Below are 16564 nucleotides of genomic sequence, written 5' to 3'. Positions count from 1 at the left end.
TGGCGCCACACGACGGCTACGGAAACAGCCTCAGAAAGGCATCCCGTTGGGCAGGCAGCCGATATCGGCGGCTACGGAGCAAGCGTGATGGTTGTCGGCGTTCCCTGCCAGGCCATCTTCGCGTAAGGGCACAGCGAAGCGGCCGCCTCCAGAAGCGGGGAGGCGACCTCAGGGTCGATGCCCGGCCAGTTGACCGCCAGGTCGACGTGCAACAGGTAGCCGCCGTCTTCCGGGTCCCGCCCGAACGCCACCGTGGCCTCCACGGAGATCGCGGCGGGATCGAGCCCGGCCTGTCGCGCCACCAGGCTCAGCGCCCCGTGGAGGCAGGCGGCAAAGCCGGCGGCGACCAGTTGCTCGGGATTCGTCCCCTGGCCGTCTCCTCCCAGCTCGACCGGCATACGCAGGTCGAGATCCAGGACTCCGTCGGCCGAGCGTGCTCTCCCCGAGGCCCGGCCATGACTCGCCGTCCCACCGCTCACCGTCACCTTCGTGGTGTAGATCGGGGCGAAGGACTCTCCGTCGAAGTCCTTGTCGGTGGACAGATTGGGCAACGGACTCTGCTCGGTCACGGCATGACTCCGTCGATGTTGCAGTACACGGCCCGGCGCGGAGCCGGCATCGATGCGGGAAGGCCGGTGTTCGTCGGCGTCGGCATGTCAGGCCGACATGGAGTGCGAAGCGCCCTGCTGTGTGCAGAGCTCATCGAGCGAATTGTGCCCAATGCCATGTTGCATGCACCTTTGCATCGTGGGGAAGTCCGGGGTTTCGGACAGCTGGTTGACCGACAAGTCACCGCGGTTGTGACACCCACCGATACACGGCCGCTTCAAGGCACTCAGATGCAGGGAGACCCTCCCGTGCGGCCCGCCGCACAGCCATCACACGATCCCGGCGTCATCGCCGCCTGAGCCGCACGGCCAGCACGGCGGGATCGGCCCGCTCGGGGAGCGGGGCGAACCCGGACTTCTCCAGTTCGCCGATCACCTTCGTACGGGAGGCCGGCCACATCCAGAACGTTTCGTTGTGTTCTCGCAGCACACCGCCCTCGTTGCGTACCCAGTAGTCGAAGCGTGCCCGGATCCGGTTCATGGCGGCCGACGTCACCATGCGTCCCCCGTACTCGTGCTGGCCGACCCTCTGGGTCGGGAGGTCGTGCGTGGTCTCGTACTGGGGGAGGCGGGCGGGCGGGAGCTGGACGAGCAGCACACCACCGGGCACCAGGGCTGTGGCGATGGCCGGCCACAGGGCACGCCGCGAAGCCGGGCGCAGACAGGCGATCGTGTTATGGCATATGGCCACGTCGGCCACCCCGTGCAGTCCGGCCTCATCGAGCATCTGGGGGTGCACAGTGACCCGCGTTCTCAGGCCGGCGGGCAGGGACGCGAGGCGTGTCATCAGCGGGGAACGCATGGAACGCGAAGGCTCGACAGCGTGCACGGGGACCTGTGACCCCAGGAGGCTCATCACCGTGACAAGTCCGGTGCCGGCGCCGACATCCAGCACACCGAGACGGGCGTTCCCGACATCGCCGCTGTACAGCCGGCGTACGCGTGCCCCGTCCCGCTCGGCCTGCAGGACGTCGTAGAACTCGGCACTGATCGCATAGGCGTCCTGCCGCTCCCGGTCGAGAGGATCGACGGACACATCTGGCATGGAAGGGTGCATATCAAGCAAGACAAGCCATGCAACTCAGGTGTGACAGTTACCTCGAGACAGGCACACCTCACTGGTACGACCGTCGGGGGCGTGACATGGCTACGCATGTCACGCCCCCGACCTCAGCCCTGTCTCGTACGACCTCCGTCAGATCTTGGTGCCGATGAGTAGCTCGTTGGTGAACGCCGCGGCTTCAACAATCGCCTTCACCGCGGTCAGATAACGGGCGGCGTCCGCGCCGTCGACGAGTCGGTGGTCGTACGACAGCGAAAGGTGCACCAGGTCGCGGATGCCGATGACCGGCCCGTCGGGGGTCTCGACGACCGCAGGGCGTTTGACCGTGGCGCCGATGCCCAGGATGGCGGCCTGGTTCGGCGGAACGATGACCGTGTCGAACAAGGCGCCGCGGGAACCGGTGTTGGAAATGGTGAAGGTGGCACCCGTCACGTCATCCGGGGTGAGGCCGCCGTTGCGAGCCCTGCCGGCCAGCTCGACGATCGCCCTCGCGATGCCGGCGATGTTCAGGTCTCCCCCTCCCTTGATGACCGGAGTCATCAGCCCCTTCTCGGTATCGACCGCGATGCCGATGTTCTCGGTGTCGAAGTAGGTGATGGTGCCTTCGCCCTCGTTGATCCGGGCGTTGACGGACGGGTGTGCCTTCAGTGCCTGGGCCGCTGCCCTCACGAAGAACGGCATCGGAGACAGACTGAAGCCCTCGCGGGCGGTGAAGGCGTCCTTGGCCCGGGCGCGCAGCTGCATCAGCCTGGTGACGTCGGCCTCGACCACCGTGGTCAGCTGGGCCTGCTCGTGAAGGGCCTTCTTCAGGTTGTCGCCGATGATCTTCCGGATGCGGGTCATACGGACGGTCTGGCCGCGCAGCGAGGACACCTCCGCCTCCGCCTCCGCCTCCACCTCCGCCTCCGCCTCCGGCGAAGTCTTCCGAGGTGTCGGCGTAACCGCGGCCGGTGGGGCAGGGGCGATGTCGGGTTCAGCGACGGCTCTCTGCGCCGGCGGGGGAGCGTACGCGTCTTCTGCCGGGCTGCTGCTGGGAGCGGGAGCCGGAGGGGGAGGGGGAGCTGGGGCGGGAACGGGAGCTGGGGCGGGAGGGGCAGGCGGCGCGGGAGCGGCGGACGGCGCCGGAGTCTCTGGTTGGGACGGCCGGCCTGTTGCAAGGGCAGGCTCGACGGGAGTCCCGTCTACAAGGGAAGGGGCTGCAGGCGCCGCCTGTACCGCCGGAGTTGCGGCTGGGCTTGCGACGACGGCCAGCTCGGCGCCAACTTCGGCGGTCTCGTCCTCACCTACGACGATCTTCAGCAGCACACCGGACACCGGGGAGGGGACCTCGGTGTCCACCTTGTCGGTGGAGACCTCGAGCAGAGGCTCGTCGACCTCGACCGTCTCACCGACCTGCTTCAGCCAGCGGGTGACCACGCCTTCGACGACGCTTTCACCGAGGGCCGGCAGGGTTACGGAAACTGTCATGGCTTGGGTTCCTCTTCACACATCTGTATGCCGGTCGTAGCGGTCGCGGGCTTGGACAACCGTCGCCGGGTCGACTGCGCCGGCCCGCGCCAACTGGTCCAGGGCGGCGACGACGATCGACTCGGCGTCCACTCGGAAATAGCGGCGCACGGCATCACGGGTGTCCGACAGCCCGAAGCCGTCCGTTCCCAGCGACGAGTAGTCCTGTTCGACCCACTGGCTGATCTGATCGGGCACCTGCCGCATCCAGTCGCTGACCGCCAGGACGGGCCCTTGTGTACCCGACAGAGCCGCCGTCACATACGGGACGCGCTCCTCGCCATCCCGCAACCGCGCCATGTCGGCACTCAACGCATCGCGGCGCAGCTCCGTCCAGGACGTCACTGACCAGACGTCGGCGTGGACTCCCCACTGGGACGCCAGAAGGTCCTGGGCCTCCAGAGCCCAGTGGATGGCAGTGCCGGAGGCCAGCAACTGGATCCGTGGCCCTGCGTCTCGGGGCTCTGCCTGCCGGAACCGGTACAGGCCCCGGAGGATCCCTTCCTCGACGGATGGCCCGGTGGGCATGGGCGGCTGCTGTTTGGGCTCGTTGTAGACCGTCAGGTAGTAGAAGATGTCTTCGGGCCGGTCGCCGTACATCCGGCGGAGTCCATCCCTCACGATCACCGCGATCTCGTACGCGAAGGCCGGGTCGTAGCTCACAGCGGCCGGATTCGTGGACGCCAGCAGGTGGGAATGCCCGTCGGCGTGCTGCAGGCCTTCGCCGGTCATCGTCGTACGGCCGGCCGTCGCCCCGATGACGAAGCCGCGGCCCATCTGGTCCGCCAGGGCCCAGAACTGGTCGCCGGTGCGCTGGAACCCGAACATGGCGTAGAAGATGTAGAAGGGGATCATGGGTTCGCCGTGCGTGGCGTACGAGGTCGCCGCGGCGGTGAACTCGGCCATGGAACCGGCCTCGGTGATGCCTTCGTCGATGAGCTGGCCGTTCTTGGCCTCCCTGTAGTAGAGCAGCTGATCGGCGTCGACCGGTTCGTAGTTCTGGCCGGCCGACGAGTAGATCCCGGCCGTCGGGAACAGGGACTCCATTCCGAAGGTACGGGCTTCGTCGGGGATGATCGGCACCCAGCGCTGCCCCGTCTCCTTGCCGCGCATCAGGTCCTTGACCAGGCGGACGAGTGCCATGGTGGTGGCCACCTCTTGTTTGCCGAAGCCCTTTTCCAGGGCTTCGAAGGGGCCGGACGGCGGCTGATCCAGTGGCTTGGCAACCACCTTCCGTACCGGAGCGGGCCCGCCCAGAGCGGTGCGCCGGTCACGGAGGTACTGCACCTCTTCGGAACCCTCACCAGGGTGCCAGTACGGCACCAGGTCCCCGCTCAGCGCGCTGTCGGGGATGGGAAGCTCCAGCGCGTCACGCATCTGACGGAACTGCGCCATGGTCAGCTTCTTCATCTGATGGTTGGCGTTGCGCGACTCGAAATCCCTGCCCAGCGTGTGTCCCTTCACCGTCTGGGCGAGGACGACGGTCGGCTGCCCCCGGTGCTCGACCGCGGCCCGGTAGGCGGCGTAGACCTTGAGCGGCTCGTGTCCGCCCCGGGAGTTCTCGAACAGCTGGGTGAGCTGGGCGTCACCCAGCCCCGCGGCGATGCCGGACAGCGCGTCGCCGGTGAAGAAGTGCTTCCGTATGTAGGCGGCGTCCCGCGCGGCGTACGTCTGCAACTGGGCGTCGGGCACCTCGCCGAGGCGGCGGACGAGGGCCCCCTCGGTGTCCTGCTGCAGCACGGCGTCCCAGGCCTCGCCCCAGAGGGACTTCACCACGTGCCAGCCCGCGCCGCGGAATCGGGTCTCGAGTTCCTGAACGATCTTGGAATTCGACCGTACCGGACCGTCCAGGCGCTGCAGATTGCAGTTGACGACGAAGGTGAGGTTGTCGAGACCCTCGCGGGCGGCGAGCGCCAACGCGGCCGTCGACTCCGGCTCGTCCATTTCCCCGTCCCCGAGGAAGGCCCAAACACGTGACCCGGATGTGTCCTTGATGCCCCTGTCCTGCAGATAACGGTTGAATCTGGCCTGGTAGATGGCGGCGAGAGGGCCGAGTCCCATGGACACGGTCGGAAACTCCCACAGCCACGGCAGGCGCCGGGGGTGCGGGTAGGACGGCAGGCCGTGACCGTCGGCCTCGCGCCGGAAACCGTCCAACTGCTCCTCGCGCAGCCGGCCTTCCAGGAACACCCGCGCGTAGATGCCGGGTGAGGCATGCCCCTGCAGGTACAGCTGATCCCCGGAGCCGTCCCCGTCCTTGCCCTTGAAGAAGTGATTGAACCCGATCTCATAGAGCCATGCCGCCGAGGCGTAGGTCGAGATATGGCCGCCGAGATTCAGGCGCGAACCGCGGGTCACCATCGCGGCCGCGTTCCACCTGTTCAGTGCGGTGATACGGGACTCCATGGCGATGTCGCCCGGGAAGACCGGCTGGGACGACGCCGGGATCGTGTTGATGTAGTCCGAGGAGAGAAGCCCCGGCAGCGTCACTCCGGACCTGGCTGCGTACTCATGCGCGCGCCGCAGCAAGTACACCGCGCGTTCGGGTCCGGCATGCCTGATGACAGCGTCGAGTGATGCCTGCCATTCCTGCGTCTCCTCGACGTCACGGTCGGGTAGCTGGTCGAGCTCACTCGTCGCAGAGGACTCTGTGGGCCGAGTCGGATCACTCATTGCAGCCTTCCTGTCAAGGCGGGGGAGGGGAGGGCGGACGGTGGCCGCGGGCACGTGTCAGCGCTGCGCCAGCCACTCACTGAACGTCGTGTGACCCATGCGGGCGTGCGGGGCGGGCAGAAGCGTGCGTTCCGTCAGTTCGGCGGCGAACAGCCCGGCGTGCGCATCGGTGACGACGCCCCGCGTGTCCCCCCGGGCCGCCAGGAGCTTGGCCGTGAGGTCGTCGAGGCGGTACTCCTCGGGGCCGGCCACCTCGATCGTGTCGAACAGCGGGAGTCCCACAGCGACATGCGCGACCGCGGCAGCGACGTCGTCCGTCGCTATGGGGTGTACCAGAGCCGGCGCGACGCGCACCTCGCTCCGGTGTGTGTCCGCCAGCGCGATGGCCTCGATGGATTCGAAGGACAGCCCGGCACGCACGATCGAGTGCGGGATCGGAGAGCGCCGTACTCGGTCCTCCTGCAGCACTTTCGCGCGGAAGTACCCGGACCGCAGCCGTTCGGCTCCCACCATCGACAGGACCACGTGATGCTCGACGCCTGCCGAGGCCGCCTCGGCGAGGAGGTTGGCGGTGGCGGTACGGAAGAACGGCAGACCGGCCTCTTCAGTGCGCGCAGGCGCATCGGTGACGTCCACCACCACCTCGGCGCCGCGCAGGGCCTCTTCGAGACCGTTCCCCGTGATCACGTCAACACCATGGCGCCGGGAAACGGGCACGACCTCCACACCATGGTCACGGAGCCTGGCAACCGTCTTGGAGCCGATCAGCCCGGTGGCTCCTGCGACAACGACTCTCATCTGGGTCCCTTCCCATCGAGGGGCCACTGACCCCGTGTGCCTGGGCGACGGCGAAGTCGGCCACGTGCACTACATACGACAAAACTGGAGCCGCTGTTGTGACACCGAGCGGAGCAGTGTCACTGGAGCCGCGACCTCTGTCACAGAAGCGGGGTCTACGCGGTCTTCCAGTTCAGGAAGCCGCGTGAGCAGCCGAAATGCGCGAACGCCGGCACCGCCGAGCGAGAAGGGCTGGTACACCGCCCTCGCCACCCGGCGGCACACGGTCATCTGCCCATGCAGGGCAACAACTACGGAGGTGCAACACCGTGTCAACCAAGGACTCAGTGAGCGAGACCGACGACAAGCCGCGTTCCGAGACGTGGAAGACCGCGGCGACGATGCTGCAGGACACAGAGCCGCTCATCGTCCCCGAGGGTGCCTCGGGCATGACCATCTACGTCGAGTGGGAGCCCGGTGACCCCGGCACTCCTCCGCACCGCCACTCGGGGCCGGCCTTCGGGTACGTGCTCGAGGGCGAGGTTCGCTTTGAGCTGGAGGGACAGCCGGAGCGCGTGGTCAAGGCCGGTGAGACGTTCTGGGAGCCGGGCGGCGACGTGATCCATTACCAGGACGGCAACGCCCGAACGGACGCGCGCTGCCGGTTCGTCGTGACCATGCTGTGTGCGCCGGGGCAGCCGATGCTCACGCTCGTCGACGAGGAGGAGCTGGCGCAGCGGGCCCACCTGCGTGCTCCGCGTCCTGTGGGCTGATCTGCGCATTTCTCGTCAGGCAGGTCGGTTCCGACCGAAGCGGACCCGCTCCGTGGGAGGGCACGGGAAGCATGAGCGGCACTGACGTCGTGTGGTTCATGCTGACGGTGCTGTTCGCGGCCGCAGCCATCCATGAGCTGCGACACCGTGTCCTGCCACGGAGCTCCGGGTGGCGTACTCGGATTGACGGTCTCCTGCACACCGTCATGGCGGTGGCCATGTGCGTCATGCCGTGGAGCTGGGGTGCTTGGGTGCCTGCGAGGGCGCAAGCCGTCTTCTTCGCGGCCGCGGCACTGTGGTTTCCCCTGTCCGCGCTGAGTCGGCGTCGCGGGCTGCGACTGAGCGCGGCGGCACGGAGTCTCTCGTCCGCCGGTGGCATGGCCGCGATGACCTGGATGGCCTGCTCGACGGCGAGTCCGGGACACCAGACTCCGGCCGCCCACGCCGGTCACGCCATGGGAGAACCAGCACCCCACGACGCAGGCGTCGGGATGCTGGCGCTGTACCTCCTTGTCTGCGCCCTCCGGTCGCTCACACGCGACATGCCGGGGCTGCGACGGAACACGGGCAACCCGCACACCCCTGCCATCAGAGAGCTCTACGGCCACTTCTGGGAGGGTGCGACGCACCTTGGGACGGTCGTGATGCTCCTCATGCATCGATGACAGTCTCCCCAACGTGGGGCGAGGACAGGGGACTGTGACGACGCGTCAGGAGATGATGGCCTTCGTCTCCAGAAACTCCTCCAGACCGGCACGTCCCATCTCCCGCCCGTTCCCGGACTGTTTGTAACCCCCGAAAGGGGCCAGGAAGTTGAGCGGCCTGGTCCACCATCTGGTCGTGCGACTCGGCCGGCACGAGCATCCGCGTCCAGGCGCCGCAGGCCTGGCCGGCGTTGCTCCAGGCGTAGGCAAGACCCCGCCCGACAGCCTCCCGCAGGTCGGCCTTGGGGAGAACGACGTGGGCCGCCTTGCCTCCGAGTTCTAAGGGGCCCCGTGCCGTGCACGACGTTCAGCACACCCGGCGGGAGACCCGCCTCGGCCGTGATCGCCGCGAAGATCCGCGCCGTCAGCGGCGGCAGAGGAATTCTCCTGGACCGGCCCTGGTGGCTGCCCTCACCGCACGGTCGACATCCTCGACCGTGCCGTGGGGGACCGATGCCACGATCCCGCCGGTCACAGGGTTGATCACATTGAGGACCGGGCCGTCCACGGCACCGCGCGCCCGTCAATCCAGTGCGCGGGGGCCGGGAAGACCAGGTCTGTCGAGGTCTTCATGGATCCGAGAAGACACCATGTCCCGGCCGGTATCCATGTACAACTTGTGTCGTGATCGCCGTCACTCCACGAAGTACGAGTCGTGCTCGTCGAAGAATCCGGCGCGCTCCTCGTCCGTGGCATGAGCCAGTTGTGAAAGCCCCTCGAAGTACGCTTCACGCGGTGCTCCGGGCGTGAAGAGCAGGAGCATTTCAGCCGGCGCGTCGGAGTCGTTGCGGAAGGCGTGCAGTCCGCCCTGCGGCACATGCAGGAAGTCGCCCTGCTGGGCGTCGACCCACTGTGCGCCGTCGAAGAGACGAACGGTGCCGCTGAGGATGAAGAAGGACTCCGAGATGGTCTTGTGGAAATGGGTCTTCGGGCCACCCGCCTTCGCGCTCATCTCGACTCGGTAGAGCCCGAATTCGCCTCGCGTGGTGGTTGTGGACGCCAGGTAGTGAATGGCGTCCTTGCCGGCAGTGCCGACATTCGGCGGAGTGTTCGCCGGCCGGAAATTCGCGTTGATCTCGCCGGTATCTCCCGTGTACACCTGCTTGGGGTACGACATGGACACCATCCCTTCTCTACGTTGGAAGCGCAATGACGCGCTGATGGGGGCATACGCGGACCACTTCTGCGGTCGCAAACCGCCGGTCAGGCGGACCCGCACCAGTTGACTGCGCGGGAGGTCAGGCGAGTTCGAGTCCTCCGTCGACCGTCAGCACCTGACCGGTGATGTGCGCACCCCGGGGGTCGGCGATGCGCAGGATCCAGTCCGCGATGTCCTTCGGGTCACCGAGACGGCCCGTGGGGATGCGGCCGCGCTCATGGGCGAGCATCTCGTCGATGGTTTCCTGGGACAGGCCCGCCGCGGCCAGGACATCGGTCTCGGTGGGGCCGGGTGCGATCGCGTTCACCCGCACCCCGTCCGACGCGAGCTCGAGTGCCCAGCTCCGCGTCAGTTGCTCCAGGGCGCTCTTGGTGGCGGCGTAATGGGCTCCTCCGGCCATGGGGCGGTGGCCGTAGGTGCTGGAGACGTTGACGATGGAACCCGACGACTCGCGCAGGTGCGGCAGGGCCGCGTGGGCGAGCAGGCTCGGGGCTGTCACGTTGAGCTCGAACAGGCTGGTGATCACTGCTCGGTCCGTCTCCGAGAGAGGCATCACGGCAGTGGTGCCGGCGTTGTTCACGAGCACGTCGAGCCGGCCCCACCACTCCGCTGCGGTGGCCACGACCGTGTCCGCGGCGCCCTCCTCGCAGATGTCGAGCGGCAGGGTCGCGATGTTGGAGTGGGCGCGAGCCGTCTCCTCGAGGGCTTCCTTCCGGCGTCCCACGCCGAGGACGCGTGCCCCCGACTCGGCCAGGGCGATCGAGGTGGCGCGGCCGATACCCGATCCTGCCCCTGTGACGATGGCGACGCGGTCCGTGAAAAGAGGGTGTGTGGACACGGGCTTCCTTTGTTCGATGTTCGTAGGACATAGAACAAAGTACCAGAGGTCTGCGTGTGCCATCGTGTGAGAAGATGTGTTACGCGCTGGAAGGCGTCGTTCCGGGTATTGGGCGCGACGGGGCTGCGCGGCACCTGGCATGGCCGGAGCCTGATCATCGCAGTCTCAGCGCCGGGGCGGCGGAGTCGGCCGCACGGTTCGGCCAAACCGGTTTACGCCGGTAGTCCGTCTCCGCGCCGTAGGTCGGGGCGACGCGGAGACGGACCGTGCGTGCCCGGCCCGGCAGTTGTCGGCTAGCCGAACTGGCCAGGCTGGTAGCTCCCGGCGGGCTGCTGGTTGATGACGTTGATGCGGTTGTAGGCGTTGATCACGGCGATCTGCGAGATCAGGGCGATGAGCTGCTCCTCGTCGAAGTGTTTGACGGCGTTCGCCCAGGCCTCATCGCTGACCCCGCCGGCCGCGTCGGCGATGCGGGTGCCCTGCTCCGTCAGCTCCAGGGCGGCGCGCTCGGCTTCGGTGAAGACCGTGGCCTCCCGCCACGCCGCGACCAGGTTGAGGCGCTGCGCGGTCTCCCCGGCGTGCGCGGCATCCTTGGTGTGCATGTCGGTGCAGAAGCCGCAGCCGTTGATCTGGCTGGAGCGAATCTTCACCAGTTCCTGGACCGTGGTCGGCAGCGTTGAGTCCGAAACCACCTTGCTGGCCGAGTTGATGTGCTTCAGCACCTTTCCCGCGAAGGGGTGGCCGAAGTAGTTGAGACGCGATTCCACGGTGATCTCCTTGCCCGTGTTGCGGATACACACTACTGACCGGGTTGACCTGACAATGTGTGACAGGAAGCCGGGTGTGACGTGCGTCTCAGTGGTCTGGATTCTGATGTTCGCCAGGTACCGAACAAAGGGGTAGTCTCGTTCCCATGCCGGCCCTCTCGTCACCCCCTTCCGCAGGTGAGATGACCTTGCCGCGCCTGCTTGGCGCGCTCAGTGACCCGACGCGGCTCGGTATCGTCCGGGTCTTGTCCGACGGCGCCGAGCGCGGGTGGGGGGAGTTGCGGGCCCCGGTCGCCAAGTCCACCCTGAGCCATCACCTCAAGGTGCTGCGTGAGGCGGGTGTCACGCAGACTCGCCAGGAAGGCACCCGCTGCTTTGTGACCTTGCGCCGCGACAGCCTTGAGGCCCGGTTCCCCGGACTGGTGCCGGCCCTGCTGTCAGCGGCCGTTGCCGACGGCGTCGGCGCACACGTGACGGTGGGCGACGAAGACGAGGACGAGGTGGTGGGGTGAGCGCCTGTGCCGGTGAGCTCGGCGTCGGGCACCGATCAGCTCGGGTTCAGACGAGGCAGATCTTCGTCAGTCGTTGAGCAGCCGCCATGCGGTGAGGGCGAGCGTGGCCCGTATCAGTCCGGTGGGCTCGGTGAGTTCGATGCCCAGGGTCATTCCGGTCTGTTCGAGTCGGCGGGCGACGCTGCTGTGGTGCAGGTGGAGAAGGCCGACGGCCCGGCGCAGGGATCCGGTGACGCAGTAGGCGTCCAGAGTTTCCAGATCTTCTGGGCTGCCGGCCATTCGGGCCATCGCGGCCACATCGGCGTTGTCCCGCGGTCGCGCCCACGCGGCGGAGCCGTAAATGTCGCAGCCCCGCGCCCCTTACGGGGCGCGGGCCGCGCCGGACTTCGCCGAGACCGCCGGCGGCAGTGTCACGGCTCCTGCGGTCACCCGGTCATTCGTTGGGCAGGGGCGGATTCCGGCCTGCTGAGGTCCGGGCGACGACACCGGCGTGCCGGTTTGGGTCGGCGCCGACCTCATTGCGTCGGCGAGCGGGTGGAGTTGGTCATGGTGGCGGACAGGGTGCAGCCGGGGTGCGGCATGCGCCGCCGTGGGGCTCGGGCGGACGCGGTGCGCAATCGCTGCCGGATTCTTGCGGCCGCCAGGGACCTGTTCGCTCAACTGGGACCAGACGTGTCGCTGGACCGCATCGCCCGTCTGGCAGGTGTCAGCAATGCGACGCTGTACCGGCACTACGACGGCCGTGAGGAGTTGTTGGCCGACGTCGCGGACAGTATTGCCACCGCGGTGTCGGCTGCGGAATCACAGGTGCCCGGTAGTGATCCCTTCATGGAGTTGCGGGGCTTTTTGCAGGTGGTGGCCCGTGAGCGGCCGGCTGCCCTGTTCGGCCTGCCGGGCCAGGCCGCTGACAGCGCACGAGCCCGCGTGGTGGCCGCGATAAGGCGACCTCTCGGGCGGGCTCAGCGGGCAGGGCAGGTGCGCAACGATGTGAGCGCGGGGGAGGTGCTGGCAGTGATGGCCCAGCTCGGCCGGCCGCTGCCAGGGGTCACCTGGCAGGTTGCGGACGAGATGGAGCCGCGTCTGCTTCACCTGTTTGTCGACGGTCTGGCCGTCCCGGACTACGCGGCGCCGTCCCAGCCCGTCGCCATGGCTCACCCATGACCCGATAGGTGCTCGGCCTCATGACCGGCCGAGTCCGGCTTCCGCGGCTGCTGATCTCGGCTGTGCGTTGCCGAGGACGGACAGGAGCTGAAGGCTCGCATGGCTCTCCGTGCCCGGTGCCGCGGTGAACACCTGCAGTCGCTGCGACTGGTCGGGGTCGACGAGCGTCTGGCAGTGCAGCTCCAACGGCCCCAGCTTCGGGTGCCGGAGGCGGACGGGCGCACAGTACGGTCCGAGGACCGGGTGTTCGCGCCAGAGCGCGGCGAATTCAGGGCTGGCTTCCTGCAGGGCCGCGACGAGGTCGGCGGTGCGCGAGTCACTGCCGTCCCGCGCATACGCGCCATGGAGATCTGCCACCAGCAGGCGGCTCTGTTCGGCGTGGTCGCTCTCGGGATGGATCAGCCGGGTGGCGGGATCGGTGAACCACCGGTAATGCAGACTGCGGGCCCGTCCGGTGAAAGCGGTCTCGTCACCCAACAGCTCGACTGCCATGGGCGTCTGCTTCAGCGTCTCGCCCAGGTGGTTGACCACCTGGGCGGGAGTGTCTTCGAGCCGGTCGAGGATGCGCATCATCCCGGGGCTGATGTGATCGTCGAGCCGCACTCGCTGGGGAACGGCGTGACCGGCGAGCTGGAACAGATAATCCCTCTCCTCGAGGGACAGACGCAGACCACGGGCGATGGCGGCAAGCATCTGTTCCGAAGGATTGGGCCCTCGCGGTTGTTCGATCCTGCTGTAGTAGTCGACCGACATGTCGCTCAGGGCGGCGACTTCCTCCCGACGCAGTCCGCCGGTCCGTCGGCGCCGTCCGCGTGGCAGTCCGACGTCCTCAGGCTGAAGGGCCTCGCGCCGTGTTCTGAGGAAGGCCGCCAATTCGGCTCTGTTCACTGGTGCTTGTCCTGTTCGTCCAAGGAAGAACTTCCTGAGGCACCGGCTGCCGGACAGCCGCGAGCGTGAACCAGAGCATGCCAACGGCTGCCGGCCGACGGAGGTGGCCGACCGGGCCCAGGGCAATCACGACCCGTGTGACAAGGTGTTGTCTCACACGGTATGTTCGTTGTGCCCTCCTGGATACATGGTTGCATATCCGCGGTGTTGCCGGCGTCGGGCCGGACGCCACATGCCGCGACGCCGCTGTGTCGCTGGATTTCCTTTTTCTGTTTCCACGGATGTGCGCGGCTGCGGCACCAGGAGCCAGTCGTTTCGTCTCTGCCCAGAGACCTCTACCGTGAAGGACCCGACCGTGCCAGCAATCTTGATCCACGGCGTCCCTGACACCCATCGCGTATGGGACGGCGTTCGCCAGCATCTGACCCGCGGTGACGTGGAGGCCTGGGACCTGCCCGGCTTCGGAGCAGCGCTGCCGTCCGGCTTCGGCTCCACCAAGGAGGAGTACGTCGACTGGCTCATCGATCGGCTGGAGCAGGTCGGCGAGCCGGTGGACCTGGTCGGCCACGACTGGGGCTGCATCTTCACCGCCCGCATCGCTTCCCTGCGTCCCGACCTGGTCCGAACCTGGGCGGGCGGCAACGGTCCGATCAGTGCCGAGTACGTCTGGCATCCCCTGGCCAAGATCTGGCAGGACCAGGTCGAGGGCGACCGGTTCATGAACGAGCTGGAGCCCAAGTCCTTCGCCAACGACCTGATGGTCGGCTTCGACGTCCCTGCCGAGCCGGCCGAGGAGATGGTCAGTCATGTGGACAGACCGATGAAGAGCAGCATCCTCAAGCTCTACCGCTCCGCGGTCACCGTGGGGGCGGAGTGGGAGCCGGCCCTGGCGAACGTGTCCGCGCCGGCCCTGGTGTTCTGGGGAGCGCTCGACCCTGCCGTCCCGATCGAGTTCGGCGAAAAGCTCGGCCCCGCCATGCGGGCGTCCCAGGTACTGAGGCTCGACTGCAACCACTGGACCGTGCTGCAGAAGCCGGCCGAGGTCGCCACGGCCCTTGAGGCGCACTGGAGTCGGCCCAAGTAGGCGCGCGGTGAGGCGAGTGGTCCCGGAGGCTGCGACAAGGGCCGGTGCCTCCACGCCGCTCACTCCAGCACCGTGCGCACTACCTGCCGCACCATCGGGACGCGGTCCAACTCCCCCCTGATATCGGCAAGACACTGGGCGGCGAGGGCCTGGCGCCACGCCTCTTCCGCCCGGCGCATGGCCGCGTTGACGGCACATGTATCTGTCGGCGGCGGCGACAGTTCGCCGATCTTGCCGCAGCAGCGGATTTCGGTGCAGTGAAAGAGCTGGGTGCTTCCCTCGATGGCCTCGACCACATCCAGGAGGGTGATGGCCTCAAGGGGTCTGGCCAGGCGGAATCCTCCGCGCGGCCCGGGCACGGAGACCACGAGCCCGGCTCGGGCGAGTTGCTGCAGTTGCTTGTTGAGGTAGGAGGCCGAGAGGCCGTGGGCCTCGGCAAGCTGGCCGCTGCCTACCGGGCCGCCGCCGATCATGTCCAGGTTCAGCAGTGTGTGCAGAGCCCACTCGACACCTTTAGCCATTCGCATATTACGGACATTACATGTCCAGGATCGAAGCCCAAAAAAATCTTGACACTCAATATCCAGGATATGTAGTGTCCAGAATAAGTGGTGCGGGCCCCGTGGGAGGCCACCGCAGCAGGCAGCCCCTGCTCACGGAGCACTGGCTCATCACTTCGGCTTCGAAAACGGAGAAGTTCATGAAGGATGTCCTGATCATCGGCGGCGGCTTCGCAGGCGTGTGGAGCGCGGCAGGAGTCGTACGCGCCGCCCGTGAGGCAGGCGGCGCCGGCGACGAACTACGGGTGACACTGGTCAGCGGCGGCGATGACCTGGTCATCCGCCCCCGCCTGTACGAGGACGCCCCGGACGGCATGCGGGTCGCTCTCGACCGCGTTCTCGGCCCGATCGGCGTACGTCGCGTGACAGCGACCGTCACGGGGATCGACACCGAGGCGCACACCGTACGGGCCATTGGGCGCGATGGTGAGGAACTGGACCTGGCCTACGACAAGTTGGTACTGGCCACGGGCAGTCGGCTGGTCCGGCCCGACATCCCGGGCTCGCAGGACATCTTCGACGTCGACACCCTCCCTACGGCGGCCGCACTCGACCACCACCTGCGGCGGCTGCCCGGCCAGGCGCCGTCCCTGGGCCGCTACACGGCCGTCGTGGTCGGTGCCGGCTTCACCGGTCTGGAGATCGCCACCGCGCTGGGCGAACGGCTGCACGCGATCGCCGACCGCGAGGGCGCAGCCGAAGACGTCCGGGTGGTTCTGGTCGACCGCGCCGACGTCGTGGGTCCGGAACTCGGCCCGGGCCCGCGCCCCACCATCATCGACGCGATCGACGAACTGAAGATCGAACGACGCCTCGGGTACACCGTGGCATCGGTGACCCGCCAGGACGTCACCCTCTCGGACGGCGAAGTGATCCCCGCGGCAACCGTCGTGTGGACGGCCGGTATGGCCGCGAGCCCCCTCACCGCCCAGGTCCCCGGGGAGCGCGACCGACTGGGGCGGCTGCGTGTGGACGAACACCTGCGGGTGATCGGAGTGGCCGACGTCTACGCGGCCGGCGACACCGCACTCGCCCCCGCCGAGGACGGGCACACCACGACGCAGTCCTGCCAGCATGCCCTGCCGATGGGGAAGTTCGCCGGTCACAACGTGGCGGCCGACCTCCTGGGCAACGCCCTGCTGCCCTTCAGCCCCGACCCCTACACCACCTGCCTGGACCTCGGTGCGGCCGGCGCCGTCTTCACGGAAGGCTGGGACCGCAAGATCGCGCTGACCGGGCCGGAGGCCAAGACCCTCAAGCAGAACATCAACGCCCTCTGGATCTACCCGCCGACCGACGACCCGGAGCAGATCCTCGCCCAGGCCGGCCGCTTCTCCAACGGCTGACAGCCGGCCACAGCCCGAAAGCCCGGTCGGCGGTGTCACAGATCGGGTGGTCGTCCGGTCCTAGTTGCGAAACGGAATCCGATTCGGCGCCGTGGTGAGAAAGGTGGGCCCTCATGGGGGTTATTAGTCGCCGGAGATCAGCCGC

17 protein-coding genes and 3 pseudogenes are annotated in these 16564 nt (G+C 67.7%); 6 read left to right on the top strand and 14 right to left on the bottom strand.

Annotated elements, in window-relative coordinates:
* Positions 1-71: 71 nt before the first annotated feature.
* From GAS53_RS45875 to GAS53_RS45855, 5 genes and pseudogenes are all read right to left on the bottom strand, one after another.
* Positions 72-569 (bottom strand): Ohr family peroxiredoxin, encoded by a 498-nt coding sequence (locus GAS53_RS45875; protein ID WP_151483730.1) that lies wholly within the window; start codon positions 567-569, stop codon positions 72-74.
* 325 nt (positions 570-894) lie between these two features.
* Complete coding sequence (locus GAS53_RS45870; protein WP_225859519.1) at positions 895-1653, bottom strand: class I SAM-dependent methyltransferase; 759 nt, start codon at positions 1651-1653, stop codon at positions 895-897.
* A gap of 150 nt (positions 1654-1803) precedes the next feature.
* Positions 1804-3141, bottom strand: a pseudogene (locus tag GAS53_RS45865) (2-oxo acid dehydrogenase subunit E2); the annotation flags it as partial.
* Between the two features lie 12 nt (positions 3142-3153).
* The gene (gene aceE / locus GAS53_RS45860) at positions 3154-5850 is read right to left on the bottom strand and encodes a pyruvate dehydrogenase (acetyl-transferring), homodimeric type (protein WP_151483727.1); all 2697 of its coding nucleotides are present in this window, start codon (positions 5848-5850) and stop codon (positions 3154-3156) included.
* Positions 5851-5907: 57 nt separating this feature from the next.
* Positions 5908-6648, bottom strand: a complete 741-nt coding sequence (locus GAS53_RS45855) for an SDR family oxidoreductase (protein ID WP_151483726.1) — start codon at positions 6646-6648, stop codon at positions 5908-5910.
* Between the two features lie 380 nt (positions 6649-7028).
* Here GAS53_RS45855 and GAS53_RS45850 point away from each other — a divergent pair, with 380 nt between their 5' ends.
* Together GAS53_RS45850 and GAS53_RS45845 are read left to right on the top strand one after the other, a co-directional pair.
* The gene (locus GAS53_RS45850) at positions 7029-7400 is read left to right on the top strand and encodes a cupin domain-containing protein (protein ID WP_151483741.1); all 372 of its coding nucleotides are present in this window, start codon (positions 7029-7031) and stop codon (positions 7398-7400) included.
* Between the two features lie 71 nt (positions 7401-7471).
* Positions 7472-8065 carry a DUF5134 domain-containing protein gene (locus GAS53_RS45845; RefSeq protein ID WP_151483725.1) on the top strand — a complete coding sequence of 198 codons (594 nt, stop codon included), beginning with the start codon at positions 7472-7474 and terminating at the stop codon, positions 8063-8065.
* 45 nt (positions 8066-8110) lie between these two features.
* Here GAS53_RS45845 and GAS53_RS58855 read toward each other — a convergent pair.
* From GAS53_RS58855 to GAS53_RS45825, 6 genes and pseudogenes are all read right to left on the bottom strand, one after another.
* Positions 8111-8215: pseudogene (locus GAS53_RS58855) on the bottom strand (aldehyde dehydrogenase family protein); the annotation flags it as partial.
* Positions 8216-8276: 61 nt separating this feature from the next.
* Positions 8277-8339 (bottom strand): annotated as a pseudogene (locus GAS53_RS58850) (hypothetical protein); the annotation flags it as partial.
* 129 nt (positions 8340-8468) lie between these two features.
* On the bottom strand, positions 8469-8591 hold the full coding sequence (locus tag GAS53_RS57175; RefSeq protein ID WP_225859517.1) for an aldehyde dehydrogenase family protein: 123 nt from the start codon (positions 8589-8591) through the stop codon (positions 8469-8471).
* Between the two features lie 147 nt (positions 8592-8738).
* The gene (locus GAS53_RS45835; protein WP_192583574.1) at positions 8739-9221 is read right to left on the bottom strand and encodes a cupin domain-containing protein; all 483 of its coding nucleotides are present in this window, start codon (positions 9219-9221) and stop codon (positions 8739-8741) included.
* A 121-nt stretch (positions 9222-9342) separates the two neighbouring features.
* Positions 9343-10101, bottom strand: coding sequence for an SDR family NAD(P)-dependent oxidoreductase (locus GAS53_RS45830; RefSeq protein WP_225859516.1), 759 nt, complete (start codon positions 10099-10101; stop codon positions 9343-9345).
* A gap of 293 nt (positions 10102-10394) precedes the next feature.
* Complete coding sequence (locus tag GAS53_RS45825; RefSeq protein ID WP_151483723.1) at positions 10395-10868, bottom strand: carboxymuconolactone decarboxylase family protein; 474 nt, start codon at positions 10866-10868, stop codon at positions 10395-10397.
* Positions 10869-11050: 182 nt separating this feature from the next.
* Between GAS53_RS45825 and GAS53_RS45820 the strand changes: the two genes are divergently transcribed.
* On the top strand, positions 11051-11380 hold the full coding sequence (locus tag GAS53_RS45820; protein ID WP_225859515.1) for an ArsR/SmtB family transcription factor: 330 nt from the start codon (positions 11051-11053) through the stop codon (positions 11378-11380).
* Positions 11381-11446: 66 nt separating this feature from the next.
* Here GAS53_RS45820 and GAS53_RS45815 read toward each other — a convergent pair whose 3' ends face one another.
* Entirely contained in the window at positions 11447-11668 is a 222-nt protein-coding gene (locus GAS53_RS45815; protein WP_151483721.1) for a helix-turn-helix domain-containing protein, read from the bottom strand.
* A 258-nt stretch (positions 11669-11926) separates the two neighbouring features.
* Between GAS53_RS45815 and GAS53_RS45810 the strand changes: the two genes are divergently transcribed.
* Positions 11927-12541, top strand: coding sequence for a TetR/AcrR family transcriptional regulator (locus tag GAS53_RS45810; protein ID WP_151483720.1), 615 nt, complete (start codon positions 11927-11929; stop codon positions 12539-12541).
* Between the two features lie 18 nt (positions 12542-12559).
* On the opposite strand, the gene GAS53_RS45805 is transcribed toward GAS53_RS45810, so the two are convergent.
* Positions 12560-13429 carry a helix-turn-helix transcriptional regulator gene (locus tag GAS53_RS45805; protein ID WP_151483719.1) on the bottom strand — a complete coding sequence of 290 codons (870 nt, stop codon included), beginning with the start codon at positions 13427-13429 and terminating at the stop codon, positions 12560-12562.
* Between the two features lie 355 nt (positions 13430-13784).
* Here GAS53_RS45805 and GAS53_RS45800 point away from each other — a divergent pair, with 355 nt between their 5' ends.
* Entirely contained in the window at positions 13785-14513 is a 729-nt protein-coding gene (locus GAS53_RS45800) for an alpha/beta fold hydrolase (RefSeq protein WP_225859514.1), read from the top strand.
* 59 nt (positions 14514-14572) lie between these two features.
* Here the strand turns inward: GAS53_RS45800 and GAS53_RS45795 are convergent, their stop codons facing one another.
* Positions 14573-15040, bottom strand: a complete 468-nt coding sequence (locus tag GAS53_RS45795; protein ID WP_225859513.1) for an RrF2 family transcriptional regulator — start codon at positions 15038-15040, stop codon at positions 14573-14575.
* Between the two features lie 173 nt (positions 15041-15213).
* Between GAS53_RS45795 and GAS53_RS45790 the strand changes: the two genes are divergently transcribed.
* Entirely contained in the window at positions 15214-16419 is a 1206-nt protein-coding gene (locus GAS53_RS45790) for an NAD(P)/FAD-dependent oxidoreductase (RefSeq protein WP_151483717.1), read from the top strand.
* Positions 16420-16564: the final 145 nt, after the last annotated feature.

This window comes from Streptomyces albicerus, assembly GCF_008905045.1.
In the GTDB taxonomy this organism is placed as follows: domain Bacteria; phylum Actinomycetota; class Actinomycetes; order Streptomycetales; family Streptomycetaceae; genus Streptomyces; species Streptomyces albicerus.
Note: the sequence above shows the minus strand (reverse complement) of the source record. Positions and strands in the feature narration are given on the sequence as shown.

Excerpts from the sequence above, each read along its gene's own strand:
- GAS53_RS45870 (WP_225859519.1), bottom strand. The coding sequence starts at position 1,653 with ATGCCAGATGTGTCCGTCGATCCTCTCGACCGGGAGCGGCAGGACGCC.
- aceE (WP_151483727.1), bottom strand. The coding sequence starts at position 5,850 with ATGAGTGATCCGACTCGGCCCACAGAGTCCTCTGCGACGAGTGAGCTC.
- GAS53_RS45855 (WP_151483726.1), bottom strand. The coding sequence starts at position 6,648 with ATGAGAGTCGTTGTCGCAGGAGCCACCGGGCTGATCGGCTCCAAGACG.
- GAS53_RS45850 (WP_151483741.1), top strand. The coding sequence starts at position 7,029 with ATGCTGCAGGACACAGAGCCGCTCATCGTCCCCGAGGGTGCCTCGGGC.
- GAS53_RS45845 (WP_151483725.1), top strand. The coding sequence starts at position 7,472 with ATGAGCGGCACTGACGTCGTGTGGTTCATGCTGACGGTGCTGTTCGCG.
- GAS53_RS45835 (WP_192583574.1), bottom strand. The coding sequence starts at position 9,221 with ATGTCGTACCCCAAGCAGGTGTACACGGGAGATACCGGCGAGATCAAC.
- GAS53_RS45820 (WP_225859515.1), top strand. The coding sequence starts at position 11,051 with ATGACCTTGCCGCGCCTGCTTGGCGCGCTCAGTGACCCGACGCGGCTC.
- GAS53_RS45815 (WP_151483721.1), bottom strand. The coding sequence starts at position 11,668 with ATGGCCCGAATGGCCGGCAGCCCAGAAGATCTGGAAACTCTGGACGCC.
- GAS53_RS45810 (WP_151483720.1), top strand. The coding sequence starts at position 11,927 with ATGGTGGCGGACAGGGTGCAGCCGGGGTGCGGCATGCGCCGCCGTGGG.
- GAS53_RS45795 (WP_225859513.1), bottom strand. The coding sequence starts at position 15,040 with ATGCGAATGGCTAAAGGTGTCGAGTGGGCTCTGCACACACTGCTGAAC.
- GAS53_RS45790 (WP_151483717.1), top strand. The coding sequence starts at position 15,214 with ATGAAGGATGTCCTGATCATCGGCGGCGGCTTCGCAGGCGTGTGGAGC.